Below are 25,241 nucleotides of genomic sequence, written 5' to 3'. Positions count from 1 at the left end.
CTCCCTCGTTATTAGTTTTTATGAATGAAACAATAAGCGCTCTTCTTCTCGACTATGTAGCTCATTCACTACGATTAAGCCGTTAAATTTTTGAAGGATTTCAGGCGTCACAGTGGGATCTTCCTCACGTAACGACTCGATGTCAGCAACGAGAATTCGCATCAAATTATGGTCGCGTGTAAGCTGGATAATATCTCGCTCCAGTTCGGGCTTCTCTTCCATTACTTGTTTATAAAAACCTTCTTCTTCGGCATCTGCATGACTGATGACACGCGTCTTCCAATAATCCAGTAAATGATCACAGGCTTGCTGAACCATTTCTGTTTCACCTTGTTCTACATATTCTATTAATTCGTCTGTTTTCATTATGGCACCAGATAGGCCACCTTCATGAATCGCTTTATGTGAATGAAGCTGTCTTAATGCAGGTCCTGACATGCTGACCACTCCTTCTAGTTTTTCTTAAGCATAACAGAATTTCTAGGTCAGTGATAGCTTCCTACAATGAAAAGAGCCTTACAGAAAAATTCTCTGCAAGACACTTTTTACACTTTCGCTATACGAATACGACTGACCATCAGCCATGCGAGGATGCACATATAAATCACAAAGTAAGGTGCAATCAAATATGGGACAGCAAAGTAACTCAATGTAAGTAAAACACCGGCTACTGTTATAGGCAAGCCATAATAGGAACCATCAAACTCTTCTACGTTATAACGAGCTAAACGGACAGCGCCTGCTAAAATATAAAAAATCACTGCGGACAAACCAATCCACATCGTATCAGTCAACGCTACATCATAGAGTAGAATAGCAGGTGCTACGCCAAATGAAACTAAATCGCTGAGCGAATCGAGTTCTTTCCCAAACGCCGACTCTGCATGATAATGCCTAGCTACCATACCGTCGAACCGATCAAATAATGCAGCGAAGAATATGAACATTAGACTCATATGTGCATGACCTTGAAGCACAAGTAATATCGCTATAATCCCTAAACTCAAATTAAAAAGTGTGATGATATTCGCCAATTGTGATTTTAGTTTAGTATAATCAAAATATCTGAATGAAAACAAGTTACGACCTCCTCGTATACTTCTTTAGTATATGCTTTTAATGAAAGGAAGAAAAGATGAAAACACGTATTTTTAAATCATTTGTAGAACTAACAGGTTCACCGGTTAGTTCGGCGCTACTAAAAAAATTGACAACTTCTCGAATTAGCAAGCCGTTAATTATGCCCTTTGCATCATTCTACCATATTCAAGTAGACGAAGCAGAATACCCAATAGAGCAATACACTAGTCTCAATGACTTTTTCACTCGCTCATTACAGGCGGGCAAAAGACCGATCGATAGCCATCCAATGAACGTAATCTCACCAGTTGACGGTGTACTAAGCGATTCAGGCAATATCGATCCACACCAACAATTTCGTGTAAAAGATAAAACATACAGTCTACATGCATTGCTTGGCGATTCGGAAAAAGCCGCACGCTATACGAATGGCTATTATTATCTATTCTATCTTTCACCGAGACATTACCATCATTTCCATTATCCTATTTCTGGAACACTTGTGAATCGCTATGCATTAGGTTCTACTTCGTATCCTGTGAATGATCTAGGAATTCGCATGCGTGACGATGTATTTTCATCCAACCATAGAGTTATTTCGGAACTCTCGACCGATTTCGGACATATCGCAATCGTCAAGGTGGGCGCCTTAAATGTAAATAGTATCCGCATTGCCAATTCTGAAACTACTTGTGTAAAAGGGCAAAACTTTGGTCATTTTGCATTTGGGTCCACTGTGATTTTATTTATCGAACACCATGATGCCTTCCGGCCAGAAGAAATGCCTTTTACAGAAGTTCAAGTTGGTGATAGGATCGGAGAGTGGCAATATTAAGTAGATGAGGTTTTCTGATGGAATATCTTCAAGAATATGTAGTGCAGTATGGCTATCTGTCGGTATTTTTCTTTTTGTCTCTTGGTATTTTCGGACTTCCTGTGCCCGATGAACTGCTTGTAGCATTCGCTGGTTATTTAACTTCAGCGGGAACATTCCAATTTGTATTCACCATAATTTTTACACTATCCGGTGTAATGGTCGGATCACTGTTCACATATTTGATTGGTAGAAAACTTGGTAAACCGTTGATTCAACGTTTTGGAAAACATTTATTCCTTACACCACATCGTATGCACAAGATTGAGCGATGGTTTATGACCTACGGCTCCTGGACGGTGACATTCGGATACTTTGTTCCAGGCATGCGTCATTTTATCTGCTATATTTCAGGCATGAGTGGTATGAGTATTCACCGCTATGTATTGTTTGCCATACCCGGTGTAATTGTCTCGACAACAGTTTGCTTGTTACTCGGCTATTTCATTCACTTACCTTTTTTCTAAATGACCAGGAGATGAAAACACAAAACATAGTTTCTAGTCGTAGTGCCACATACGCACTACGTCTAGAAACTAAAACGACGATGTCATTTCGGCTAAGAAATGATATCGTCGTTTTTCATGCAATTCTTTATAGACCTTGATCCAACACGTATAGCTGACGATACCTTTCATTCGTAGCCAATAATTCTTGATGCGTCCCATTCATGATGATTTCACCATTATCCATGAAAATAATACGATCCATTTTCTCCATGCCTATTAAATGATGTGTGATCCATACAACCGTTTTATGTTCTAATGACTGATGAAGTGTTTCTACAAGGGAATGTTCCGTTAAGGGATCCAAACTAACCGTAGGCTCATCTAAGATGACGATAGGCGTTTGTTTCAATAAAATCCGCGCCAGTGCAATTCGTTGACGTTCACCGCCCGAGAAACGTTGTCCCGTTTCTTCCATTTGGGTTTTCAGGCCTTCAGGAAGTGTTTGTAAATACTCGTATAAACCGACTTGTTCAGCCACCCGCTGTACATCTTCTAACGTAGCGGATGCATCTCCAAGTTTTATATTGTTTTGAACTGTGGTGGCGAAAAGATATGGCTTCTGATTTAAGACGCTCATGATTTCATATATGGAATCTCCATAGAGTGAAGAAGATTGTCCATTGACATGTACGTGTCCAGTTGTCGGCTGAACGGTACCTAGTAATAACTGAATAAGCGTAGACTTGCCGGCGCCGCTTTTACCAAGTACCGCAACTTTTTCTCCTGGTTGAATCGTGAGTGTAATATTTTGTACTGCATTTTCTTTTTGGCTTTCATAACGATAACTCACATTGTCGAGGACTATAGACACTTGATCTACATTACCTAGCTCCATTGGAATTGGTTCCTCTAAAGTATTTTGCTGATGTATAGTGTCGACTCTTTGCAATGAAGCTTCATAAGCTGGTAAACGCTCAATCGCAAATGACACGGGAATCAACCCTTCTAAAATAGGCAACGTAACCAATGTAAATGCAGCAATATACGTGGGTGCCAACGAACCGGCTGCCGCTTGTTGTCCTGCCCAAATACCAACGATTAAGACCAGTAAACCTGAGAAAATTTGCAATTGCATTGTACGCGATTGTTGCCAATAGACTAATTGTTTATCAATAGCATGACTTGCATGACTTTCTTCTTTAAACGAAGCAAGAAATTGTTCTTTCCTACCGCTGATGATCCAATCACGCAAACCAAAAATACCTTCTGTCATGGTGTTATATAATTGACTATGAAGTTTTTTTGACTGCAGCTGATTTTTCTTCATCATATACAGTGAAAGCATAGGATAAACGAACGTCACGATAGCTAGTAAAACAGCCATAATGAGCGCAAATTTCCAATCATAAATAGCTAGTACAATCACCGAGAAACTGAATAGGAATAATCCGATGACGGTAGGAAATAACGTACGGATATACACATCCTGTAAATGTTCAATATCATCCGCTAGCGCACCGAGTAGATCGCCTGTTTGAAAACGCGAACGAATAAATAATGCTTGCGGCTCCAGAACGTGATATAACTGCACGCGCATATCGGCAATAATTTTTAATACGGCATTGTGTCCGAGCAGACGCTCTACATATCGTAAGGCCGCACGCGAAATACCGAATGTGCGGACTGCTACTATCGGAATATACACAAGTAAGATCGTTTCAGGTCTTTCCGATGTACGAGATATTAAATATCCTGATGTGAAAGTCAACATCGCGGCTGAAAGAATAGTCAGTGTACCGAGCAGTATAGTAGACAGTATCGTTTTATTATATTTACGGGCGTATGGAAGTATATGTTGTCGGTACAAGTTCATATAGCATATCCCCTTCCACGCGCTTCAAGTAAACGACAGTAGGCTCCGTCTTGTTTTATTAATTGTTCATGTGAACCTGACTCCACCACTTTACCGCTTTCAAGGACTACAATGGTATCCATTTCCTTCATCCAATGAATCCGATGGGTAGCAAACACTACGAGTTTATTTTCAAGAAGCGGTAAAATCATTTTCTTTAATTCATGTTCTGTTTCAATATCTAAATGCGCGGTTGGCTCATCGAATAATAAAACTTGACGACGTTGTAGTAACGAACGAGCGAGCGCAATCCGCTGCTCTTCCCCACCGCTCAGCACTCTCCCGCCCGCTCCAATCTGTTCTTCATAACCCGCAGGAAATGTTGCGATTAACCGATCTAGACCTACACGTTCCGCTGCATCTTGTACTTCCTGCAATGTAGCATCCGGTTCATAAAAGCGAATATTTCCGATTACAGTATCCGGAAAAATCGTAGGATGTTGTGGAATATAGGCAATTTGTTTTTGCCAATCCAATGTTGCTAGATGCGGTAACTCTTGTCCGTCCAGTATGCAACTTCCGTCAGTAGGTAGCGTGAAACCCGACAAGACATCAATAAGTGTCGACTTCCCTGCTCCCGAATGGCCAATGACGCCTACTTTTGTGAATCCTTTTAAAATAAAATCCAAACCTTCAAAAATAATTTGTTCATCGATTTTAACTTCGACATTGCATAATTCCAACTTCGACTCATCGTTCCAAGTAGCAATCGGCGAATCTATGACGGGTGGCAGAACTGTTCTCTCTTCTAAAATACCGTGTATTTGTAAGCTTGCGTCCTTGCCGTCGGCTGTCGCGTGAAAGTCATTTCCTAATTCTCTAACAGGCGAGAAAAATTCCGGCGCCAGAATCAAAATAATAAGTGACGGTTCAAGAAGAATTTGTCCATTAATCAAGCGAAGTCCAAGTTCAACCGCCACAATTGCAACTGAAAGACTGGCAAAGAAATCCAATGAAAACGAAGACAGAAACGCATAGCGCAAAGATCGATTCGTTGCAATACGATATTTGTTACTAACAATAGCAATGGATTGCTCATGCGCTCGGCTACGCCCCAAATACTTCAGTGTTACAATTCCCCGTAACGAATCGACAAAGTGCCGAGATAGTAAACGGTACGTATCCATCTGTTCATCAATTTTCTTCTTAGAAACGAGTCCGATAAGAATGAGAAATATGATAAGTATCGGCAACACTATAATGAGCGTCACAGCGGACATAATATCGAGAGTAAAGATATAGACTACAATGACAAACGGAACGATAGCCATCGCCAACGTTCGTGGTATAAGCAATTCTAAATACTTTCTGAACTTCGGGACACCTTCCAAACCGAGTGTCACCAAATGTCCCGAACCATATTTCCCAACTACTTGAGGGCCGAGATCAAAGATTTTCTTCAATAATTGTTGCTCATAATTCTTTGCTGTCCTATCAGCAAATCGATACGAAATGCGTTCTTTTGTCCATTGAATCACATGACGTAAACTGTTGGCTACGACAAAAATCACAAATGACCGAAGCGCTTCACTCCAGTCTGCACCTTGGAACAATTGTGTGATGGCTTTTGCTAAATAAATCGCTTGAACAACAATGGCGATGGACTGAACTACAGTAAGTAGTCCAATCCATGCCATTACTTGTTTACTTCCTTTGTATTGAAGCAAGTATTTATCCATTAGTATTCTAGATGCTCCTTATCACCTGTCAACCGTTTACGGAACACATAATAACTCCAGATTGTATAAGCCAAAACGATTGGCACCATAGTAAACGCTACGAATGTCATGATTTTCAATGAATAGTCTCCTGAAGCCGCATCTGCAATCGACATATTAAATGCAGGATCCGTTGAACTGATCATCACATTCGGGAATAGCGCGATGAAAAAGCTTGCCATGATAATAATCAATACTAAACCAGTCATCGTAAAGCTTAGTCCTTCCCGTTTCATTTTCAAGAAGAAGAACAGTAATCCGTATAATACGATGGCCAGACTATACAGCGGGATTAAAATAGCCCCATGATCTGTAATAGCATCTGTGTCCAAATACGTAAAGATCATAAACAGGACTAGAAATAGACCAGTTAATGCATACACTTTACGCGCTACTGTATTTGCACGCTCACGTAAATCGCCTACCGTTTTCAAACCGATGAACAGCAATCCATGCAGATACGATAACAAAACAAATGTCACGCCGCCAATCACTGTGTAGACATTTACGAAATCTGTAAAGCCCGCATACATGTTCATGTCACCATCAATTGGTAATCCACGAATTAAACTTGTGAAGAAAACTCCAAATAGGAAAGGTGGTAAGATACTACCGATGAATACCGCCCAGTCCCACGTCTTGACCCAAGCTTTCGAATCGACTTTATTACGAAACTCGAATGCTACTCCTCGTATGATGAAGGCTAGCAATAAAACAACGAATGGTAAATAGAATCCACTAAAAGCGGTTGCATACCAGTGTGGGAATGCAGCGAACATCGCACCACCCGCAGTAATGAGCCATACTTCATTAGCATCCCAAACGGGTCCGATTGTATTCATGACGACCCGTTTTTCCAAATCATTACGCGCGAGGAACTTTGTACTCATTCCCACACCGAAATCGAATCCTTCTAGGAAGATAAATCCTATGAATAAGACTGCGATCAATACAAACCAAATATCACTTAATGGCATGTCCTGCACCTCCTGTTTCAAACGGATCTGTTGCCGATACATCCTCTTCCGGTTGTTCATCAGGACCTCGCTGGATGAACTTCACGAACAATATGACCATGATGATTCCGAGGATCGTATAGATGGTAGAAAAGGAAATAAGTGAAAACAGAATCTGGCCTGCTGAAACATTGGGTGATATGCCGTCAGCCGTTTTCATCAAACCGTTTACTACCCAAGGTTGTCGTCCCATTTCAGACATAATCCAACCAAATGAATTCCCAATAAACGGTAAGAAGATCCCGACTATTAGAAGTCGTAGGAACCAAACGGATTCTACAATTTTCTTTCGGAACATCAGGAACAAACCAAGTGCTCCTAATCCAAGTAATGTACCACCTGTGACAACCATTATACGGAAGCTCCAGAATGTCGTTTTTACAGGTGGAAGATATTCCCCTTCCCCATGCTTATCGATCATTTGTTGTTCAAGTGCGTTCATACCTTGCACTTTCCCTTTAAATTCACTGTATGTTAAATAACTCAACATATAAGGTATATCAATACGTTTAGTTGTCTCTCGATTTTCCACATCAATCTTTGCAAGTAATGTCCATGCAGCCGGATCACCACTGTCTTCCCATAGCGCTTCAGCAGCAGCCATCTTCATTGGTTGTGCATGCATCAAGTACTGCGCTTGTGAGTGACCCGTAAATGCAATTCCAAGTCCTGATAACATACCGATGACGAGTGAAATTGCTAAAGACTTTTTAAAGAAGTCCACATTACGTTTCTTGATCAAATACCATGCGCTGACACCTACTACGAAGAATGCACCTGTAGCAAAACTTCCGAAAATCGTATGCGGGAACGCGACCCATAACTTCTCATTAGTCAGCAAAGCTACCACATCATTCATTTCCGCACGGCCATTTTGTAATACATAGCCTGTAGGATTTTGCATGAACGAGTTGGCTGCCAATATCCAGAATGCAGACATGACCGTCCCGATAGAAACTAACCAAATACAAGCTAAATGTAATTTCTTCGGAAGTTTATTCCAACCGAAAATCCAAATTCCAATAAATGTAGATTCTAAGAAAAATGCTAATAGAGCTTCAACAGCAAGTGGAGCACCAAAAATATCTCCAACAAATCTAGAATAGGCGGACCAGTTCATTCCAAATTGAAACTCTTGAATGATTCCAGTCACTACGCCGATCGCGAAGTTGATTAGAAAGAAAACACTCCAGAACTTCGTCATTTTTAAGTAGATTTCATCTTTCTTCACTACATACATCGTTTGCATGATCGCGATAATCAGCGCCAGGCCGATGGATAAAGGGACGAAAATGAAATGGAACAATGTAGTAGATGCGAATTGGATTCTCGCTAATAAGACTTCTTCCATCATTTTTGTTAATCTCCTTTCGAACTGCGGTTCTATTACCTAGAATAACGCAGAACAAAAAATAGTTCGTGAACAATGTACGATATTCCTGTTACAAATCTGCAAACTTATGACCAAATTGTCTATAAGTTATGGCGGCTTTGTAACAACGTATAAAAGAGTCTGGTACGAGTGAGTTTCAGTGGTATTTCTAACTAGATTTACTAGTAGCGGACTGGGATTTCTGTTGCAAAGGGGGCTTTCATGCAATTGCAGTTCATAATCGGGGAAATAACTGTATAGAGCGGTTAAAGCGTATGATAGAGCGGGTGCGAAGTAGGTATGAGCGGTTGTAACGTGTTTTTAATCGGTTGTAGAGGAACTATGAGCGGGTGACGACATTTATGAGCGGTTAAGCCGCTACTATGATCGATTGTGCAATCTACGTCTCCTCACACAATATGGCAGTCTTCGAAGATAAAAAACGACTCACTCCCCATTAGCAGGAAGCGAGTCGTTTTAATTACATGTTATTTAGTACTTTCATAATCTCATCATACTCAGGATGTCCTTTGTGAAGATATATAATGAAGTGACCTACCTTTTTTACGGCCAACTGCTCTGTCTTGCTGCCGATATAGACAGGAAGATTACCTGTATCTTCGACTATTTCAAGACGTTTGTCAGACGGATCTAGTTTATAGAGATGCAATGGAAGTAAAGCATCCCCATTGATCGTTAGGATCATGCCACTTTCCGCTTTGAACATATCAATCGCAGCTTCGGCGGGTTCGCCTACAGTGAAGCCTGCATGTTCCAGCTGATTTACGACATTCCGATATAACTCTTCATCTTCCACAGCTGCCACAATCACTTCCTCTTGTTCTAGAATTACAGGAGATAGTTCAGGTGTTTTTTCTGGCGGTGCGCTTTGTTTTTTCGTGCTGCATGCGCCTAACACTATTGATAAACAGCTTAGTACTATAGCAAAAATAAACCACTTTTTCATAGTGCTCATATATTGATATCCTTTCTACGTGAAACCTTTTCTATTAAGATTATACATCATTCTACTAAAATACTTAATCTAAATCGTATTTCTAGACAAATAGTTGGCAACAAATTATGATGAATATACAGTACATAATAACCTGTACCTGTTAATAATATTTATCAATTAATAATAATTATAAATAAAGGTTTATTTTTGGATGAGGTTTTGATACAATCATATTCATAGATTACAAAACAATAACTGAGGAGGAATGTATTTTGAATAACAATGATAATAATTCTCAAAAAAGAAAATTGACAACGGCTGCGGGGGCACCAGTAGTTGATAATCAAAACTCGATGTCCGCTGGTCCAAGAGGTCCCCTTCTATTACAAGATGTATGGTTACTTGAAAAATTAGCACATTTTGATCGCGAAGTTATTCCTGAGCGTCGTATGCATGCAAAAGGATCTGGAGCATACGGCACCTTCACTGTGACGCATGATATTACAAAGTATACGAAAGCAAAGTTATTTTCCGAGATTGGCAAACAGACGGAGATGTTCGCACGCTTCTCTACAGTTGCAGGCGAACGTGGTGCAGCCGATGCAGAGCGCGATATCCGCGGTTTTTCTTTGAAGTTCTATACTGAAGAAGGAAACTGGGACATGGTCGGAAATAATACACCTGTATTCTTCTTCCGCGATCCTTTGCAATTCCCAGACTTGAATCACGCAGTCAAACGTGATCCACGTACAAACATGCGTAGCGCAACAAACAACTGGGATTTCTGGACTGGACTTCCTGAAGCACTCCACCAGATCACGATCTTAATGAGCGACAGAGGTATTCCTCGTTCATACCGCGAAATGCATGGATTTAGTAGCCATACATTCAGTATGATCAATGAAAACAATGAACGTCACTGGGTTAAGTTCCATTTCCGTTCCCAGCAAGGTATCGAAAATATGACAGATGAAGAAGCTGCAGCGACTGTTGCAACGGATCGTGAAAGTTCACAACGCGATTTGCTGAGTAACATTGACAATGGCAATTTCCCTAAGTGGAAAATGTACATTCAAGTGATGACAGAAGAAGAGGCAATGGAAATGCCGTATAATCCATTCGATTTAACAAAAGTTTGGTATAAAAAGGACTTCCCTTTAATTGAAGTCGGTGAATTCGAATTGAACCGTAACCCTGAAAACTACTTTGCTGAAGTAGAGCAAGCTGCGTTTACACCAGCTGCGGTCGTTCCAGGCATTGGGTTCTCACCTGATAAAATGCTGCAAGCTCGTTTATTCTCTTATGGCGATGCGCAACGTTATCGTTTAGGTGTCAATCATCATCAGATTCCCGTTAACGCACCAAAATGTCCGTTCCACAGCTTCCACCGTGATGGAGCAATGCGTGTTGATGGTAATAAGGGCTCTACTCTTCATTATGAACCAAACAGCCATGGTGAATGGCAAGAGCAGCCAGACTTTAAAGAGCCGCCACTAAAAATTCATGGCGACGCAGACCACTGGGATTTCCGTGAAGATGACGATGACTACTTTACACAGCCTGGTAAGTTATTCAATATTTTGAACCTAGAAGAGCAGCAGCGCCTTTTCGAGAATACTGCACGAAATATGGGTGACGCACCGAAAGAGATCAAAATCAAGCATATCCGTCACTGCTACTTAGCAGATCCGAAATACGGTGAAGGTGTAGCAAAAGCATTGGATATTCCCATGGCAGATGTAGATATCGAAAATACAACAATGATAGTAGGAAAATAACACCATATGAAAAGCCGCTTGGAGAATTTTCCCCAAGCGGCTTTTGCATTCTACGCGTTATCGCCTACACCGTTTAATATATTAGCAATCAAAAGTCCAAGAACAACTGCAATAACACTCATGACAAATGGCGTACCACTTTCAGGCATGCCTGGATAAATCACAAAGACCGACCCGATGATTAATCCTATGATTACGGCAAACATTCCGGTATGGAAATTAGAGAGCAGGTAGCGTATTAGTTTACTGCTGATTATAAACCCAACAATGATCCCACAACCTGTCGCGATTATAATCGGTATATTAAAGTCTGAAATAGCCGTAATAACTGTCGCATAAACGCCTAGCAATAGTAAAATGAAAGACCCACTAATACCTGGCAACAGCATAGCCATACTACCTGCCCATCCCGATAAGAAAAGAATGATCGTATTTTTCACTGTTAGATGGGTAATAGATATTGGGTCAATAGGATTCATAAAAGCAGTAGAAGCTAATGCAGCTGCCACTATTACCATCAAAACAATATGACGGAATTTAAAGTTCGTTTTCAGTTCCGCTTGCTTTGAAACAAACGGAATAACACCAACAATTAACCCTAAAAATAAGTATTGAGTAGGTTCGTGATAATGCTTTAGTAAATATGAAATAACTTTACTGAATAGAATGATTGTCGCACCCATCCCGATACCAAGCGGAATGAGGAAACCAATATGCTTCTTCCAGTCCTTACTAAAAAAACCACTTATTGAAATAAGCAACTGATCATAGATGCCTAATATAAATGCAATCGTCCCGCCACTTACTCCGGGAATCAAATCACTGATGCCCATCAAAAATCCGCGGTATAAATTTCTCCATTCCATGCTCGTTGTTCCTCCAATGATTTCATTCCGTATAGTATATCATGCTGTGCTGCACTAATTATAGTTCATCATTATTTATTTTCCCTATATGTTACAGCTATTTGGACAGAATATAAATTTCTACCTATCAATAGGACTGTACAAAACAAAAGTTGTTCCATTGTTAGACAAAAAACAATGGAACAACTTCACATCAATATTCATCCATTTCAGATATTGTCACGAATTTAAAGCCTTGAGACTGTAGATTTTCAAGTACCGCTTCCAGTCCATCAGCAGTCGATTTATGAATATCATGCATTAAAATTATACTGCCTGCACGGGCATCTTGTGCAACATGTTCTAATATCAGTTCGGGGTCGTGATGCTCCCAGTCCAATGTATCCACATTCCATAAAACGACAGGTAATTTCGTGCTTTCCCGTACGCGATCATCTACAGCACCATATGGGGGTCTAAAAACAGTGGCTGGGTGTCCGATGATCGCTTCAATGATATCGGATGTCCCTTTCACTTCACTTTGAAGTGCTACGTCACTAAGCCCTGTCAAGGTAGGATGATTCCAGGAGTGGTTACCTATCTCATGCCCAGCTTCAGCCACTTTCTTAGCAATTGCAGGGTATGAATGAACTCTATTGCCGAGCATAAAAAAGGTAGCTTTTGCGTTATATTTCTCAAGTGTCTCCAAAATTCTTAGTGTATAAATTGGATCGGGACCATCATCAAACGTCAAAGCAATAGTCTTTTCCTTTTTAGTGTCATCAGATGCAACTTGAAATTCCTTTGCTAGGAATGGATTCAATTTTTGTAGTGGGATTTCCACAGTTGCCGGTCCAGCTTGCCTTTTTGTAAATTCACCTGTCCCAAAGTATAGAAATAATGAGTCATCTGTTAAGGCATAGTTACGATAGTTTACCCACATAGGTTCAGTAGGTTGCCATACACTTTCCTTAATCACATTCTCTTCTAAAAGTGGACTATGATGGATTTCATGACGCACTACACTCGCCATTCGTTTTAGCTTTTCCAAATTATGATCCACAATATCTTCAATCTTGAGTTCTTCTCCTGTTTCAGGATTGATATGGAATGTTTTTATCTTCATTTGACTATCTTGATCAGCAAAGTACGTAACAGCACGCATAACAAAAGAATAGTTTCCCGAAAGGTGCTGAAGCGTTTCAAAAGATACATCTAACTTAGACACCCTGTTTTCCTTTTGTTGTTCATTGGCATAGGCTGTTTTCAATTGATCTACATAGTCCAACACTTGCTTATTAAAGCCGTCGTATTCTGTTTGAGGATATCGAATGATAAAAGGATGCTTGGAGTCCTTAGGTTTCTCCGTAAATATTTTTATCCCTGGATACGGCGATATAATCGACTCAACCGAAACTTCCTGTTTCGGTGCGGGTATAATTTCATGTGTTACGTGTTTACTTGCACTGGTATCTTTAGTTTTCATTACATTCACTATTAATAGTAGCGTAATAGATAGTAAAGTGATGATCGTGATGATCAATGCACTATCGATCCATGATGATCGACGTCTTTTATTTGTATGTTTCATGAAAGGACTCCTTTACTACACACTCGCCAGCTTTGATGATAAATTACAGTTTACTAGCAATAGGATTACTATACCCTTACGTTCCAAAAGTATTCTGTATTCCATCTGAATATTTTACAATCCGCTACTCTTAATTTCAATTGAATTAAATGAAGGTTTTTCCATCTCCTAGTATACAATAAATCCATGATGATACAAAGTTGTTTGTAGTGGTGTGTTGCCTTTTAAAAAAGATTTTTATGTAAAATAGCTTATTGAATACTTTTCTCGAAAATGAAATTATGCTATACTATTCTGGGCTCGATTCTTGCAAATTCGGGTTCAAGGGACACAGTATCCCTTTGTACACACCGATCTCGGCTGTTGTCTATTGCAAAGATCAAACAGAAGGCGGTAATTTACATGGAAAAGAAAGACTATCGAGTATTATTGTTTTATAAGTATGTAACAATCGAGGAGCCTGAAGAGTTTGCGGCTTCACATTTGGAATTCTGTAAAGAAACTGGATTAAAAGGACGTATTCTTGTCGGTGCAGAAGGCATCAACGGTACTTGTTCAGGAACAATCGAACAAACGGATGCGTATATGGAGCATATGAAAGCTGATCCACGTTTTGCTGATGTGTGGTTTAAAATTGATGAAACAGACGGTCACGCATTCAAAAAAATGCACGTTCGCTTCCGTCCAGAGATTGTCAATCTCAGCTTACCTGAAGATGTCAATCCTTTAGAACTTACAGGTGAATATTTGGAGCCTGAAGAGTTCTTAAAACAAATGCAAGATGAGAACACTGTTGTTTTGGATGCTCGTAATGATTATGAGTTTGACCTAGGTCATTTCCGTGGTGCAATACGCCCGGATATCGAAAACTTCCGTGACCTTCCTGAATGGGTAATGGAAAACAAAGAACAGCTTGAAGGTAAGAAAATTCTTGCATATTGTACGGGCGGTATTCGTTGTGAGAAGTTCACTGGCTGGTTGAAACGTGAAGGATTCGAAGATGTAGCACATTTGCACGGTGGTATCGTTTCTTACGGTAAAGACCCTAAAGCAAAAGGACAGTTATGGGACGGTCAATGCTACGTATTCGATGAGCGTATCGCAGTTCCGATCAACCAAGTAGAGCACGTCATCGTAGGACGCGACCATTTTGACGGCACACCTTGTGAACGCTATGTAAACTGTGCAAATCCTGAGTGTAATGCAAAAATTCTATGCTCAGAAGAGAATGAACATTTCTATATGCGCAGTTGTTCAGACGACTGCCGCACACACCCTCGTAACCGTTATTTTGTAGAACACGATATGACAGTGGATGAATACGACGCACGAATGGCCAAAATTACAGCATCACGTGCTCATGAAACCATTTCTTAATACACGAACAGCCAGCATCCTTTTATAGGAAGCTGGCTGTTTGCTTTATTATGTAACAAGTTACCTACTTTTCATGTATTTTCTTCCTGAATTCAACCAAACTTTCCTGCTATATAATCTTTCGTTTCGGAAAATAATGGGTTGGTAAATAGTGTGGCTGTCTGTCCATACTCTTTTACTTCTCCATTTAGAAAGAAAGCTGTGAAATCGGATATTCGCGCTGCTTGTTGCATATTATGCGTTACGATAATGATCGTATAGCGCTCTTTTAATGTTCGGATCAAGTCTTCTACTTTGGCGGTAGAGATCGGATCAAGAGCTGAAGTAGGTTCATCCATTAATAAAATCTCTGGCTTGGTCGCTAATGTTCGTGCAATCGTTAACCGTTGCTGTTGTCCGCCCGAAAGACCTGTAGCGGGATGATCCAAGTGATCTTTTACTTCATCCCATAAAGCAGCGGCGCGCAGATTCTCTTCTACGATCTCATCCAATACTTTTTTATTTCTTTCTCCATGAGTACGGGGTCCATATGCAATGTTTTCATAAATTGAGAACGGAAAGACCGACGCATGTTGAAATACCATTCCTACTTTTTTTCGCAATTCCACTGGATCAATAGACGGCTCGGTTATATTTTCATTACCGATCCAAATTGCCCCTTCTGTCCTCACTCCGGGAATCAGATCATTCATACGGTTCATTGTCCGCAAAAAAGTTGATTTTCCACAACCCGATGGGCCTATAAGTGCCGTAATTTTCTTTTCTTCAAACTTCAAATTGATATTTTTTAATGCATGGTGGGTATTATAATAGAATTGTAAATCTTCCGTTTGAATGACGGATCGTTCGATGGATTCCACTACATTCATTTCAATCTCCCCTATCCAATGCGTCCATTAATATAATGTGCTGTTTGTTCATGATGTGGATGATTAAATATTTGTTCTGTAGGTCCATGCTCAATGACACGCCCCATATAAAAATACGCTACCTCATCCGAAACACGTGCCGCTTGTTGCATATTATGTGTGACGATCACGATCGTATAATCTTTTTTTAATTGGGATATCAGTTCCTCGATTTTTGCGGTCGACACGGGATCAAGGGCAGACGCAGGTTCATCTAGTAATAAAACGCTCGGTTGCATGGCAAGTGCTCTGGCAATACAAAGTCGTTGTTGTTGCCCACCTGAAAGGCGTAAAGCGGATGTATGTAGTTGATCTTTCACTTCTTCCCACAGTGCTGCTTTTTTTAAATTTTCTTCTACAATTCCTAGTAATTCTCGCTTGTCCTTCACTCCGTAGCGCATAGGTCCAGCTGCAACATTCTTAAAAATAGATTTGGCAAACGGAACAGGTCTTTGAAATACCATTCCAATCTGTTTGCGTATTTCATGTACATTCACATTGAGTGAATGCAAGTCAACTCCTTCATAATAAATTTTTCCTTCCGTACGACATGAGTCTATGTCATCATTCATGCGATTAATAGAACGCAGGAAAGTTGATTTCCCACATCCCGACGGACCAATCAATGCCGTAACGGATTGTTTTGGGAATGATAAACTGACTTCATTAACAGCACAATGTTCACCATAATATACTGATAAATCGGTAGTTTGCAACACTGAACTGCGTGGAAAATCAGGACTATCCACTACTTTAATTCTATTCGTTTTCATTTTGACAGGCTGTAAAGCGACCGATTGCATATATATCCTCCTTTAATTGGCACCCATTTTTTTAAACATCCAGTTCCCGATAAAGCGTGATGTGAAATTAAAGAATAAAATCGAGATGATCAATAATGCCGCTGCTCCGTCAGAGATTGCTGCTGCGTCTGGCATAATACCTTCACCGTTAATTTTCCAAATGTGAACAGCCAATGTTTCAGCCGGCCTAAATGGATTTAAAGGAGATGTGGGGGACAACGGATTCCAATTGGTGAAATCTATAATCGGTGTGCTCATTCCTGCTGTGTAAATCAAAGCAGCCGCCTCACCGAATACTCTCCCCGATGCGAGTATGACACCCGTCACGATGCCAGGAAGTGCTGCTGGAAGTATGATGGTCGTAATCGTTTCCCATTTTGAAAAACCAAGTGCCCATCCTGCTTCGCGTTGTGATTTCGGTATGTTACAAATAGATTGTTCTACAACTCGTACGAGTAAAGGTAGATTGAATAGTGAAAGTGCGAAGGCACCGGATAAAATTGAAAAACCCCAGCCCATATACAAAACGAAAAAGAGGAATCCGAATAATCCTACTACTATAGAAGGTAATGAAGATAGCACTTCAATCAGTACGCGAATACAGCGAATGATCCAGTGATCCCTCGCATACTCAGCTAAATAAATCCCTGCACCAATCGCAATCGGCACTGCAATCATCAGTGTCAAAACGAGTAAATAAAAGGAGTTAAATAATTGAGGTCCCACTCCGCCACCTTCTTTGAAAATCTGAGGGGGTGTCGTGATGAATTGCCAGCTTAGCTGAGGAATACCTTTTACAAAGACAAATCCAAGCAAGCCTGCCAAAACCGTAATGATGATGCCTACAATGACATATAGCCCAGCCGTAGCGAGCCGATCTTTAGTTTTAGCTGACATTACGCACTTTTCCCCTTTCCAATCATTCGTACTATAATCGTGAAGAATAGCGACATCAGTAAAAGTATAAGCGCGAGTGACCAGAGCGCATTATTTTCAACTTGTCCCATCACCGTATATCCCATGCCCATTGTTAAAATACTAGTAATCGTGGAGGCCGGTTCAAATAACGAATGCGGAATGACTGATGCATTCCCAATAACCATCTGAACTGCTAGAGCTTCACCAAATGCTCGCGCCATTCCGAAAATGATAGCCATCAGAAGGCCAGGTTTCGCAGTTTTCAATACAACTTTACAAATCATTTGCCATCTGGTTGAACCTAGCGCCAGCGATGCTTCACGCAATGAACGTGGAACTGACTGAATTGCGTCTAGTGCTAAACTCGTGACTGTCGGTAAGATCATGACAGATAACACGATAGTCCCCGCTGCAATACCAAATCCGCTACCTGGAAATAGATCGCGTAAAAAAGGTACGACGACACTTAATCCAATAAATCCATAAACAACTGAAGGAATACCTACTAACAACTCGATCACAGGCTGCATGATTCTCTTACCCGCATTTGGTGCAATCTCGCTCATGAAAATGGCTGCGCCAATCGCAAGTGGTCCGGCAATTAGAGCAGATATTCCTGTAATCGCCAATGACCCTACTATAAATGGCAAGGCCCCGATAATAGGTTTGCCTAGGGAATTTACTTCCGCTGGGTTCCACGTCGTACCTGTAAAAAAGTCTTTAACACTACCATCATTCATAATGAACGTAGATAAACCTTTTGAAAAAACTAGAAAAAGAATGGCAGCAGTGATGGCTGCAGTCAAGACTACTGCGAGGAAAGTAAGCGATTTTCCGAATCGCTCTGTACGCATTTTACTATTTTTTCTGTACAATGTATGTTCTATCTCTTTGATCGTCTTCGCCATCATGTACGCTCCTTTCGAGATAGGAGGAATTCACAAGTTTCTATCATTTTTTCGTAACAGTTCCTTCCGCATCTCGCTCTACTTGCATCCCCGTTACCGGTAAGTAGTCCATTTCGGGAAGTATAGTTTCCTGTACATCATCGGAAAGTATATAATCGATCAAGTCTTTTGCGAGACCCTTTGCTTCTCCATTTGTATACATATGCTGGTAAGCCCAAATTTCCCATTTATTTGACTCAACATTTTCTTGGTTTGGCGTCACGCCATTAACCCGTAGAGCTGTAGTCGTTTCATCGAAGTAAGAAAATGCTAAGTAGCTGATTGCTCCCGGCGTTTCACTGACAATTTTTCGTACCGTACCCGAAGAATCTTGTTCTTGTGCCTCGAGTGGTTGTTTTCCTTGCAATACTAATGCTTCAAAAGTAGCGCGTGTTCCGGATCCTTTTGCACGGTTGATCACCATTATTTCTTGATCCACCCCGCCAAGCTCTTTCCAGTTTGTGATTTCTCCTGTAAAGATTCCAATCAATTCTTCAGTCGTCACATCTTCTACACCTGTTTCCGGATGACTTACTGGACCCATTCCAACCACCGCAACTTTATGGTCGACTAAGCTACCCGCGTCCACGCCTTCTTTTTCTTCCGCGAATATATCCGAGTTTCCAATATCTACTGCCCCTTCGCTAATTTTACTTAACCCAGTACCGCTTCCTCCACCTTGGACATTTATAACCGAGCCTGGATTTTTTAACGCAAACTGCTGTGCTGCAGCTTCAACTAAAGGTTGTAGTGCACTAGACCCTACTGCTGTGATGGGTTCAGTTTGTTGTTTGGCTTCTTCCTTTTCACTAGTACTTGCTTTCGGACTACTACAAGCTGCGATCACCCACGTACAGAGTAAAACAAATGCCAATACGGTTATTCGATTACGTTTCCTCATCACTGCGCCCCCTAAGATATTTCATTTTAGTAGTGATTTTCTACTGCTTCTTTACTATAAGCAATGAATATTAAAGGCTGATGGATGAAACGTAAAGGTTGTGTAAAGGTTGTGTGTAGAAAGATCAATCTCTGGATCTCCGTCATATAAAAAGGGATGCTTATGCTAAAGCGATAATAAAAGGCCAAAGACACAACCCTGTATGGATTCGTCTTCAGCCTTCGTATGTATCTAATATATTCAGTTTATCTCTTCTTCAAATTTATAACCAAATCCTCTGACAGTCTTAATATAGACCGGACTTTTTGTATCCCGTTCAATTTTTTCCCTCAGGTGACTAATATGAACATCTACGATACGAGAGTCTCCAGTGTAGTCATAATTCCATATCGCATTTAGCAACTGCTCACGGTGTAGTACCTTACCTGAATGTCGCATTAAGTATAAAAGTAGTTCAAATTCTTTTGGAGTCAATTCTAAAGGGCTACCATCCAAAAAGGCTTCAATTCGATCTGGATAAACTAGTAAACGTCCATGACTTAGTTCCGTTTCCAGTTCTTTTTCTTGTGTAGAATTCTGTAACTCCATTCTGCGCAAGATGGCTTTCACACGCGCAAGCACCTCTCGTGGACTAAATGGTTTTGTTAGGTAGTCATCTGCTCCAAGTTCGAGCCCAAGCACTTTATCAAATTCATCGCCTTTCGCTGTCAACATTAAAATAGGTGTATGAATTTTTTCCTGACGAAGTTTCTTGCATACGTCCATGCCATCCATGCCAGGTAGCATAATATCGAGCAACAATAAATCTGGTTCTTCGGAAAGCGTCATAGAAATTGCTGTATTGCCATCTCGTGCTATGCAAACGGTGTATCCTGCCTGCTCCAAGTTGTATTGCAAAAGAGTAGCTATCGATTGTTCATCTTCCACAACCAAAACCTTTTTCATCTGGTTAGCTCCTTTACGACTAGTTCATTAATTTTTCAGAAAGTCTACGTCTCTACTCTACTTTGACGTCAAGAAAATGTCCACTCAAATCGATAGTTGTTCTATATAGTTGGTGATATATTCAAATAAAAAAACTTGATCTGTTGCTATATAGAAAGTTGAAATTTTCTTCTCAGTTCAATTGATTGACATCCGTACCGCATCCTAGTACCCTTGAAATTAAGCTTACTTTTAGTTAGTTTAACAGTTGAAATATACATGAAAACAGGAGGAATTACTATGACACTAGAGATGCAAAGAGAAATTCATTTAGCTAACAGACCAAAAGGCTTGCCTACTATGGACACTTTCAATTTTGTGAAAAAGCCTGTGCCTCAACTAAAAGATCATGAAGTTCTGGTTCGTACGCTATATGTATCAGTTGACCCATACATGCGAGGAAGAATGGTAGATGCGAAATCCTATATCCCCCCATTTAAACTGAATGAAGTGATTGCCGGTGGTGTCGTTGGCGAAGTCACGCAATCTACTTCTGATTCATTTAAAGCTGGAGATGTTGTTGTGGGTAACTTAAATTGGGCAGAATATACCGCGGCTTCCGAGAAAGCAGTTCGTAAAATTGATCCCACTATTGCTCCCATTACTACACATTTAGGTATTCTCGGTATGACAGGCCTCACTGCATACTTCGGATTACTTGATATCGGTAAACCACAACCAGGTGAAACGGTCGTCGTTTCTGGCGCTGCTGGAGCAGTAGGTTCCGTTGTGGGCCAAATTGCCAAAATGAAAGGTGCCAAAGTAATCGGAATTGCAGGTTCACAAGAAAAGATTGAGTACTTAAAAAATGAGCACGGCTTTGATGAGGCAGTCAATTATAAACTGGACAGCTTTAAAGAAGACTTGGCCAAAGCTACAGCTGACGGTGTGGATGTCTATTTTGACAATGTCGGTGGCGATGTAACAGATGCAGTCTTTACATTACTTAATAAACATGCGCGAATTGCACTATGCGGTGCTATTTCATCTTACAATAAAGAACAACAAGACATCGGTCCGCGTCTTCAAACTACGATGATCAAAACAAGCGCTTTGATGAAAGGCTTTACCGTGGGAGATTATGCAGCAGACTTCGCTACTGCATCAGCTGATTTAGGTAAATGGCTATCAGAAGGCAAATTGAAGTATGAGGAAACCATCGTTGAAGGCTTCGATAATATTCCAAATGCGTTTCTAGGTTTATTCGATGGGACCAATGTAGGTAAACAACTAGTCAAAGTCACTGATTTTGAAATAACGAAGCACTAACTAGGTCGCAATAAAAAAAGGCTATCCCGAGAAATTCTCAGGATAGCCTTTTATATTACTGGCATAAAAAACACCTTGTATGGTAGAAAACTCTCCATACAAGGCGCGTACTATTCTATTAACCGAATACGCTTGTACTGTGCAACGGTTGTACTTTTGCTTTTGGATCTAGGAATGCTTTCGCGTGGCTGATCGCAACCGGTGCTTCGCCCATACCCACTGCAATCAATTTTACTTTGCCGTCATATGTTGTTACATCACCAGCTGCATAAATGCCTTCGATATTCGTCTCCATGCGAGAGTTCACTTTAATAGAATTACGATCCATTTCTAAACCCCAGTCTTTCAATGGGCCGAGTGAGGAAATATTGCCGTAATTGACTACAATATGATCGAATGTGAGTTCTTTCACGCTGCCGTCTTTTTCCTTTAGAATGACTTTATCCAATGTGTCGCCATCGCCATGTAACTCACTTATAGCGTGTGATGTTAAAACATTCACACTAGATTCGCGTAGTTGATTGACACTTGTTTCATGCGCAGTAAAACGTTCTCGACGGTGAACAAGTGTTACCTCACTTGCGATATCTTCCAGCATCAATGCCCAGTCCAGTGCAGAGTCTCCCCCGCCGCACACACAGATATTTTGATCTTTAAACATAGACAAGTCCTTAATACCATAATGCAATGTTTTCCCTTCGAATGTTGGTTCTTCTTTTAAACCGATTTTACGTGGTTGGAAAGCACCAATTCCTGCGGTCAATAAAATGGTACGTGTCAAATGTTGTCCTTTGTCTGTCGTTAAAACAAAGTGATCATCCTTCTTTTCGAAGGACAATGCCGCTTCCCCTAAACAAATTTCAGGTTTTGCATAATGCGCTTGCGTCACTAAGTTTGCCACTAAATCCTTTGCTAACACTTTAGGGAATCCGCCAACATCATAAATGTATTTATCAGGATATAGCTCGATCAACTGGCCGCCAAGCTGTGGTAAACTATCGATAATTTTGACAGACATCTCACGCATACCCGCGTAGAACGAAGAAAACAATCCAGTTGGACCAGCGCCGATAATCGTAATATCCACTATTTCATGATTCATTTAAAACACTCCTATAATTAATTCTTTAATGACAAGCTATTAGGGTGTACCACTTATATTTCTCTAGTCTATTATCCCTTATTCTAAAGAGAATAACATCTAATTTGTATTCAGATTTCCGGAAAATGTTCATTACAGTATTGCTCTGCTGATGCTTGTTCTTCTTCGTCCCATTCCACGTCAAATGGACTTTCCGTTGCCAATTCATAAAATTGGTATGTAAGCATCTTTCGCTCGCCATCCTTTACAGAATATAGCATACGTAAACCAGTACCCTCTTCATTGAACAGTTCATCTTCTTCATCTAACGTAACTGTCAATAAAAATTCGTAGCGCTGACCATCGAGTATACCCGTTGGATCTACCAGTTCTTGTACCTCACCTTTTACTATTTGCATTCAATTTCTCCTTCTTCCCGCTCACTTAGAGTTTACTCTCTCTATCCTACATCATCTCATAAGATTGTGGCAATTCATGGACTCATTTTCGATAAATAGTTTGCTTTTCCTTACTCGTTGCTAGAAAATGAAGGGATAGTCACATTATATACGAATTAGGAGGAGTGCAATGCTTACTTTTGAAGAGTATGAGTATACACGCCCGGATATCGAAAAACTACAAACGGAATTCAAGACTGCACTTGAACAGTTTAAGCAAGCGAACACGTTCGTGGAACAAGCCGAAATAATGGAGCATATAAACAGGTTGACGAGTGATTTTAGTACGGCGGAAAATATCATGTATATCCGTTCTTCGATTGATACGAATGATAGCTTTTATCAAGATGAACGGGAGTATTTTGATGTAATTGGGCCTCAATTTCAAGCCTTACAAAGCGATTATTACCAAGCCGTAATCTCTACGCCTTTCCGAGCACAATTAGAAGATAAATGGGGACCACAGCTATTTAAGCTTGCAGAGAATGCCATTCATTCGTATTCAGATGAAGTCTTGCCTCTTTTACAACAAGAAAACCAATTAGTTTCTGAGTACTCGAACCTCGTAGCTTCAGCACAAATCGAGTTTCACGGCAAAACGCTGACATTGGCACAACTTGGACCATTTAAAGAGTCACTTGATCGCTCGGTAAGAAAAGATGCTATGAATGCCACTGCTGATTTCTATGCGTCAAATGAAGATCATTTCGATAGAATTTTTGATCGTCTCGTTGCCGTACGTCATGAAATCGCTACGACACTCGGATTTAAAAATTTTACAGAACTGGGATATGTACGTATGAATCGGATTGGCTATGATGCACATATGATGAAACACTTCCGAGATCAGATTCGAACATATGTAGTACCATTGGCTGAAAAGATTCGTGGTATGCAAAGTCGGAGAATCGGGATCTCTCAAATGAAGTTTTATGATGAACCTTTGCATTACCCTGAGGGAAACCCTCAACCTAAAGGTTCTCCTGAATGGATTTTAGAAAATGGACAAAAAATGTATCAGGAGTTATCGCGTGAAACCGGACGCTTTTTTGATTATATGAAACGGAAAAACTTATTGGATTTGGTAGCGAAAAAAGGCAAAGAAGCTGGCGGCTATTGTACATTTATAGATAATTATGATTCCCCGTTCATCTTCTCTAATTTTAATGGAACTTCAAGTGATATTGACGTTTTGACACATGAAGCAGGCCATGCATTCCAAGTCTATTCGAGTCGTTCGATTGGCATCCCCGAATACATTTGGCCAACGACTGAAGCAGCAGAAATTCATTCCATGAGTATGGAGTTTTTCACTTGGTACTGGATGGATCAGTTTTTTGGAAACGATGCAGATCGTTATCGTTATGCACACTTACTGGAAAGTGTATTGTTTTTACCTTATGGCGTTGCGGTGGATGAGTTTCAGCAACGCATCTATGACAATCCTGACATGACACCAAGTGAACGTAAAGCGGTATGGAAAGACATTGAAACGATTTATTTACCTAATCGGGATTATGATGGACAGCCCTATTTAGAACAAGGCGGTTTTTGGCAAAGACAAGGTCATGTCTATGAAGCGCCGTTTTATTATATTGATTATGCTTTGGCACAAATTTGTGCGCTTCAATTTTGGCAACGATCTTTACATGATTTCGACGAAGCATGGACAGATTATTTGGCACTGTGTCAATTGGGCGGAAGTAAATCATTCTTAGAACTCGTTACAACGGCTCACTTAAGATCACCATTCGAAGATGGGACAGTTGAATCGTTAATGGATTTCATTGGTGAATGGCTTGTTGATCACCAGATTTCTTGATTTTATAGGAACACAAAAGGATGTACAGAATGTCCTGTTGACGACTTTCTGTACATCCTATTTATGATTCAACCGAGTGGTATTAAGAATATTGATCTTTTCTTTTACTGACCTACTTTTACTAAAAAGCAAAAAAGCCGAACTTGCTCTTTGCTTATCATTTCACTACTATAGTAAGGT

23 protein-coding genes are annotated in these 25,241 nt (G+C 40.4%); 6 read left to right on the top strand and 17 right to left on the bottom strand.

Annotation, left to right across the window (positions count from 1 at the left end; translation table 11 throughout):
• Window positions 1–18: 18 nt before the first annotated feature.
• Both CSV63_RS07030 and pssA read right to left on the bottom strand, forming a co-directional pair.
• The gene (locus CSV63_RS07030) at window positions 19–438 is read right to left on the bottom strand and encodes a hemerythrin domain-containing protein (RefSeq protein ID WP_099695194.1); all 420 of its coding nucleotides are present in this window, start codon (window positions 436–438) and stop codon (window positions 19–21) included.
• Between the two features lie 107 nt (window positions 439–545).
• Window positions 546–1,079, bottom strand: a complete 534-nt coding sequence (gene pssA / locus CSV63_RS07025; protein ID WP_099695193.1) for a CDP-diacylglycerol--serine O-phosphatidyltransferase — start codon at window positions 1,077–1,079, stop codon at window positions 546–548.
• Between the two features lie 56 nt (window positions 1,080–1,135).
• On the opposite strand from pssA, the gene asd reads away from it, so the two are divergent.
• Both asd and CSV63_RS07015 read left to right on the top strand, forming a co-directional pair.
• A complete protein-coding gene (asd, locus tag CSV63_RS07020; protein ID WP_099695192.1) occupies window positions 1,136–1,915 on the top strand; it encodes an archaetidylserine decarboxylase in 780 nt (259 codons plus the stop codon).
• A 17-nt stretch (window positions 1,916–1,932) separates the two neighbouring features.
• Entirely contained in the window at window positions 1,933–2,421 is a 489-nt protein-coding gene (locus tag CSV63_RS07015; RefSeq protein ID WP_099695191.1) for a DedA family protein, read from the top strand.
• A gap of 127 nt (window positions 2,422–2,548) precedes the next feature.
• Here the strand turns inward: CSV63_RS07015 and cydC are convergent, their stop codons facing one another.
• The 5 genes from cydC to CSV63_RS06990 all read right to left on the bottom strand — a co-directional run bounded on the left by cydC (window position 2,549) and on the right by CSV63_RS06990 (window position 9,397).
• Window positions 2,549–4,276: a thiol reductant ABC exporter subunit CydC gene (gene cydC, locus CSV63_RS07010; RefSeq protein ID WP_099695190.1), complete on the bottom strand. Its 1,728-nt coding sequence runs from the start codon at window positions 4,274–4,276 to the stop codon at window positions 2,549–2,551.
• On the bottom strand, window positions 4,273–5,994 hold the full coding sequence (gene cydD, locus CSV63_RS07005) for a thiol reductant ABC exporter subunit CydD (RefSeq protein ID WP_099695189.1): 1,722 nt from the start codon (window positions 5,992–5,994) through the stop codon (window positions 4,273–4,275). Before cydD ends, cydC begins: the two co-directional genes overlap by 4 nt.
• Window positions 5,994–7,010 (bottom strand): cytochrome d ubiquinol oxidase subunit II, encoded by a 1,017-nt coding sequence (gene cydB, locus CSV63_RS07000; protein WP_099695188.1) that lies wholly within the window; start codon window positions 7,008–7,010, stop codon window positions 5,994–5,996. Before cydB ends, cydD begins: the two co-directional genes overlap by 1 nt.
• Window positions 6,997–8,400: a cytochrome ubiquinol oxidase subunit I gene (locus CSV63_RS06995; protein ID WP_099695394.1), complete on the bottom strand. Its 1,404-nt coding sequence runs from the start codon at window positions 8,398–8,400 to the stop codon at window positions 6,997–6,999. Before CSV63_RS06995 ends, cydB begins: the two co-directional genes overlap by 14 nt.
• A 502-nt stretch (window positions 8,401–8,902) precedes the next feature.
• On the bottom strand, window positions 8,903–9,397 hold the full coding sequence (locus CSV63_RS06990; RefSeq protein ID WP_099695187.1) for a hypothetical protein: 495 nt from the start codon (window positions 9,395–9,397) through the stop codon (window positions 8,903–8,905).
• A gap of 335 nt (window positions 9,398–9,732) precedes the next feature.
• On the opposite strand from CSV63_RS06990, the gene CSV63_RS06985 reads away from it, so the two are divergent.
• Window positions 9,733–11,157: a catalase gene (locus CSV63_RS06985; protein ID WP_233191995.1), complete on the top strand. Its 1,425-nt coding sequence runs from the start codon at window positions 9,733–9,735 to the stop codon at window positions 11,155–11,157.
• Window positions 11,158–11,207: 50 nt separating this feature from the next.
• On the opposite strand, the gene CSV63_RS06980 is transcribed toward CSV63_RS06985, so the two are convergent.
• Together CSV63_RS06980 and CSV63_RS06975 are read right to left on the bottom strand one after the other, a co-directional pair.
• Window positions 11,208–12,023, bottom strand: coding sequence for a DUF368 domain-containing protein (locus CSV63_RS06980; protein WP_099695185.1), 816 nt, complete (start codon window positions 12,021–12,023; stop codon window positions 11,208–11,210).
• A gap of 193 nt (window positions 12,024–12,216) precedes the next feature.
• A complete protein-coding gene (locus tag CSV63_RS06975; protein WP_099695184.1) occupies window positions 12,217–13,593 on the bottom strand; it encodes a polysaccharide deacetylase family protein in 1,377 nt (458 codons plus the stop codon).
• A 402-nt stretch (window positions 13,594–13,995) separates the two neighbouring features.
• Here CSV63_RS06975 and trhO point away from each other — a divergent pair, with 402 nt between their 5' ends.
• The gene (trhO, locus tag CSV63_RS06970) at window positions 13,996–14,970 is read left to right on the top strand and encodes an oxygen-dependent tRNA uridine(34) hydroxylase TrhO (RefSeq protein ID WP_199203623.1); all 975 of its coding nucleotides are present in this window, start codon (window positions 13,996–13,998) and stop codon (window positions 14,968–14,970) included.
• Between the two features lie 92 nt (window positions 14,971–15,062).
• Here trhO and pstB (CSV63_RS06965) read toward each other — a convergent pair whose 3' ends face one another.
• The 6 genes from pstB (CSV63_RS06965) to CSV63_RS06940 all read right to left on the bottom strand — a co-directional run bounded on the left by pstB (CSV63_RS06965) (window position 15,063) and on the right by CSV63_RS06940 (window position 20,392).
• Entirely contained in the window at window positions 15,063–15,845 is a 783-nt protein-coding gene (pstB, locus tag CSV63_RS06965; RefSeq protein WP_369823811.1) for a phosphate ABC transporter ATP-binding protein PstB, read from the bottom strand.
• 5 nt (window positions 15,846–15,850) lie between these two features.
• Window positions 15,851–16,651, bottom strand: a complete 801-nt coding sequence (gene pstB / locus CSV63_RS06960) for a phosphate ABC transporter ATP-binding protein PstB (RefSeq protein WP_099695393.1) — start codon at window positions 16,649–16,651, stop codon at window positions 15,851–15,853.
• A 42-nt stretch (window positions 16,652–16,693) separates the two neighbouring features.
• Window positions 16,694–17,578, bottom strand: a complete 885-nt coding sequence (pstA, locus tag CSV63_RS06955) for a phosphate ABC transporter permease PstA (RefSeq protein ID WP_099695181.1) — start codon at window positions 17,576–17,578, stop codon at window positions 16,694–16,696.
• On the bottom strand, window positions 17,578–18,507 hold the full coding sequence (pstC, locus tag CSV63_RS06950) for a phosphate ABC transporter permease subunit PstC (protein WP_099695180.1): 930 nt from the start codon (window positions 18,505–18,507) through the stop codon (window positions 17,578–17,580). Before pstC ends, pstA begins: the two co-directional genes overlap by 1 nt.
• 43 nt (window positions 18,508–18,550) lie before the next feature.
• Entirely contained in the window at window positions 18,551–19,447 is an 897-nt protein-coding gene (locus tag CSV63_RS06945) for a phosphate ABC transporter substrate-binding protein PstS family protein (RefSeq protein ID WP_099695179.1), read from the bottom strand.
• Window positions 19,448–19,687: 240 nt separating this feature from the next.
• The gene (locus tag CSV63_RS06940; RefSeq protein WP_099695178.1) at window positions 19,688–20,392 is read right to left on the bottom strand and encodes a response regulator transcription factor; all 705 of its coding nucleotides are present in this window, start codon (window positions 20,390–20,392) and stop codon (window positions 19,688–19,690) included.
• A 279-nt stretch (window positions 20,393–20,671) separates the two neighbouring features.
• On the opposite strand from CSV63_RS06940, the gene CSV63_RS06935 reads away from it, so the two are divergent.
• A complete protein-coding gene (locus tag CSV63_RS06935; protein ID WP_233191977.1) occupies window positions 20,672–21,700 on the top strand; it encodes an NADP-dependent oxidoreductase in 1,029 nt (342 codons plus the stop codon).
• Window positions 21,701–21,818: 118 nt separating this feature from the next.
• Here CSV63_RS06935 and CSV63_RS06930 read toward each other — a convergent pair whose 3' ends face one another.
• Together CSV63_RS06930 and CSV63_RS06925 are read right to left on the bottom strand one after the other, a co-directional pair.
• Window positions 21,819–22,802, bottom strand: a complete 984-nt coding sequence (locus CSV63_RS06930; RefSeq protein WP_099695177.1) for an NAD(P)/FAD-dependent oxidoreductase — start codon at window positions 22,800–22,802, stop codon at window positions 21,819–21,821.
• A gap of 110 nt (window positions 22,803–22,912) precedes the next feature.
• On the bottom strand, window positions 22,913–23,200 hold the full coding sequence (locus tag CSV63_RS06925) for a DUF6509 family protein (protein ID WP_099695176.1): 288 nt from the start codon (window positions 23,198–23,200) through the stop codon (window positions 22,913–22,915).
• 169 nt (window positions 23,201–23,369) lie between these two features.
• On the opposite strand from CSV63_RS06925, the gene CSV63_RS06920 reads away from it, so the two are divergent.
• Entirely contained in the window at window positions 23,370–25,061 is a 1,692-nt protein-coding gene (locus CSV63_RS06920; protein WP_099695175.1) for a M3 family oligoendopeptidase, read from the top strand.
• Window positions 25,062–25,241 lie beyond the last annotated feature (180 nt).

The sequence above is a fragment of the Sporosarcina sp. P34 genome, assembly GCF_002743375.1.
Lineage (GTDB): Bacteria > Bacillota > Bacilli > Bacillales_A > Planococcaceae > Sporosarcina.
The sequence above is the reverse complement of the archived record's forward strand: the minus strand, read 5'-3'. Positions and strand labels throughout refer to the sequence as shown.

What these genes read in the sequence shown, in the direction of transcription:
- trhO (WP_199203623.1), top strand. Translation starts at nt 13,996, where the DNA reads ATGGAAAAGAAAGACTATCGAGTATTATTGTTTTATAAGTATGTAACA.
- CSV63_RS06920 (WP_099695175.1), top strand. Translation starts at nt 23,370, where the DNA reads ATGCTTACTTTTGAAGAGTATGAGTATACACGCCCGGATATCGAAAAA.
- cydD (WP_099695189.1), bottom strand. Translation starts at nt 5,994, where the DNA reads ATGGATAAATACTTGCTTCAATACAAAGGAAGTAAACAAGTAATGGCA.
- CSV63_RS06985 (WP_233191995.1), top strand. Translation starts at nt 9,733, where the DNA reads ATGTCCGCTGGTCCAAGAGGTCCCCTTCTATTACAAGATGTATGGTTA.
- CSV63_RS06925 (WP_099695176.1), bottom strand. Translation starts at nt 23,200, where the DNA reads ATGCAAATAGTAAAAGGTGAGGTACAAGAACTGGTAGATCCAACGGGT.
- cydC (WP_099695190.1), bottom strand. Translation starts at nt 4,276, where the DNA reads ATGAACTTGTACCGACAACATATACTTCCATACGCCCGTAAATATAAT.
- CSV63_RS06930 (WP_099695177.1), bottom strand. Translation starts at nt 22,802, where the DNA reads ATGAATCATGAAATAGTGGATATTACGATTATCGGCGCTGGTCCAACT.
- CSV63_RS06945 (WP_099695179.1), bottom strand. Translation starts at nt 19,447, where the DNA reads ATGAGGAAACGTAATCGAATAACCGTATTGGCATTTGTTTTACTCTGT.
- CSV63_RS06995 (WP_099695394.1), bottom strand. Translation starts at nt 8,400, where the DNA reads ATGGAAGAAGTCTTATTAGCGAGAATCCAATTCGCATCTACTACATTG.
- CSV63_RS06940 (WP_099695178.1), bottom strand. Translation starts at nt 20,392, where the DNA reads ATGAAAAAGGTTTTGGTTGTGGAAGATGAACAATCGATAGCTACTCTT.
- asd (WP_099695192.1), top strand. Translation starts at nt 1,136, where the DNA reads ATGAAAACACGTATTTTTAAATCATTTGTAGAACTAACAGGTTCACCG.
- CSV63_RS06990 (WP_099695187.1), bottom strand. Translation starts at nt 9,397, where the DNA reads ATGAGCACTATGAAAAAGTGGTTTATTTTTGCTATAGTACTAAGCTGT.
- pstC (WP_099695180.1), bottom strand. Translation starts at nt 18,507, where the DNA reads ATGGCGAAGACGATCAAAGAGATAGAACATACATTGTACAGAAAAAAT.
- CSV63_RS06935 (WP_233191977.1), top strand. Translation starts at nt 20,672, where the DNA reads ATGACACTAGAGATGCAAAGAGAAATTCATTTAGCTAACAGACCAAAA.
- CSV63_RS06975 (WP_099695184.1), bottom strand. Translation starts at nt 13,593, where the DNA reads ATGAAACATACAAATAAAAGACGTCGATCATCATGGATCGATAGTGCA.
- cydB (WP_099695188.1), bottom strand. Translation starts at nt 7,010, where the DNA reads ATGCCATTAAGTGATATTTGGTTTGTATTGATCGCAGTCTTATTCATA.
- CSV63_RS07030 (WP_099695194.1), bottom strand. Translation starts at nt 438, where the DNA reads ATGTCAGGACCTGCATTAAGACAGCTTCATTCACATAAAGCGATTCAT.
- pstA (WP_099695181.1), bottom strand. Translation starts at nt 17,578, where the DNA reads ATGTCAGCTAAAACTAAAGATCGGCTCGCTACGGCTGGGCTATATGTC.
- CSV63_RS07015 (WP_099695191.1), top strand. Translation starts at nt 1,933, where the DNA reads ATGGAATATCTTCAAGAATATGTAGTGCAGTATGGCTATCTGTCGGTA.
- CSV63_RS06980 (WP_099695185.1), bottom strand. Translation starts at nt 12,023, where the DNA reads ATGGAATGGAGAAATTTATACCGCGGATTTTTGATGGGCATCAGTGAT.
- pstB (WP_099695393.1), bottom strand. Translation starts at nt 16,651, where the DNA reads ATGAAAACGAATAGAATTAAAGTAGTGGATAGTCCTGATTTTCCACGC.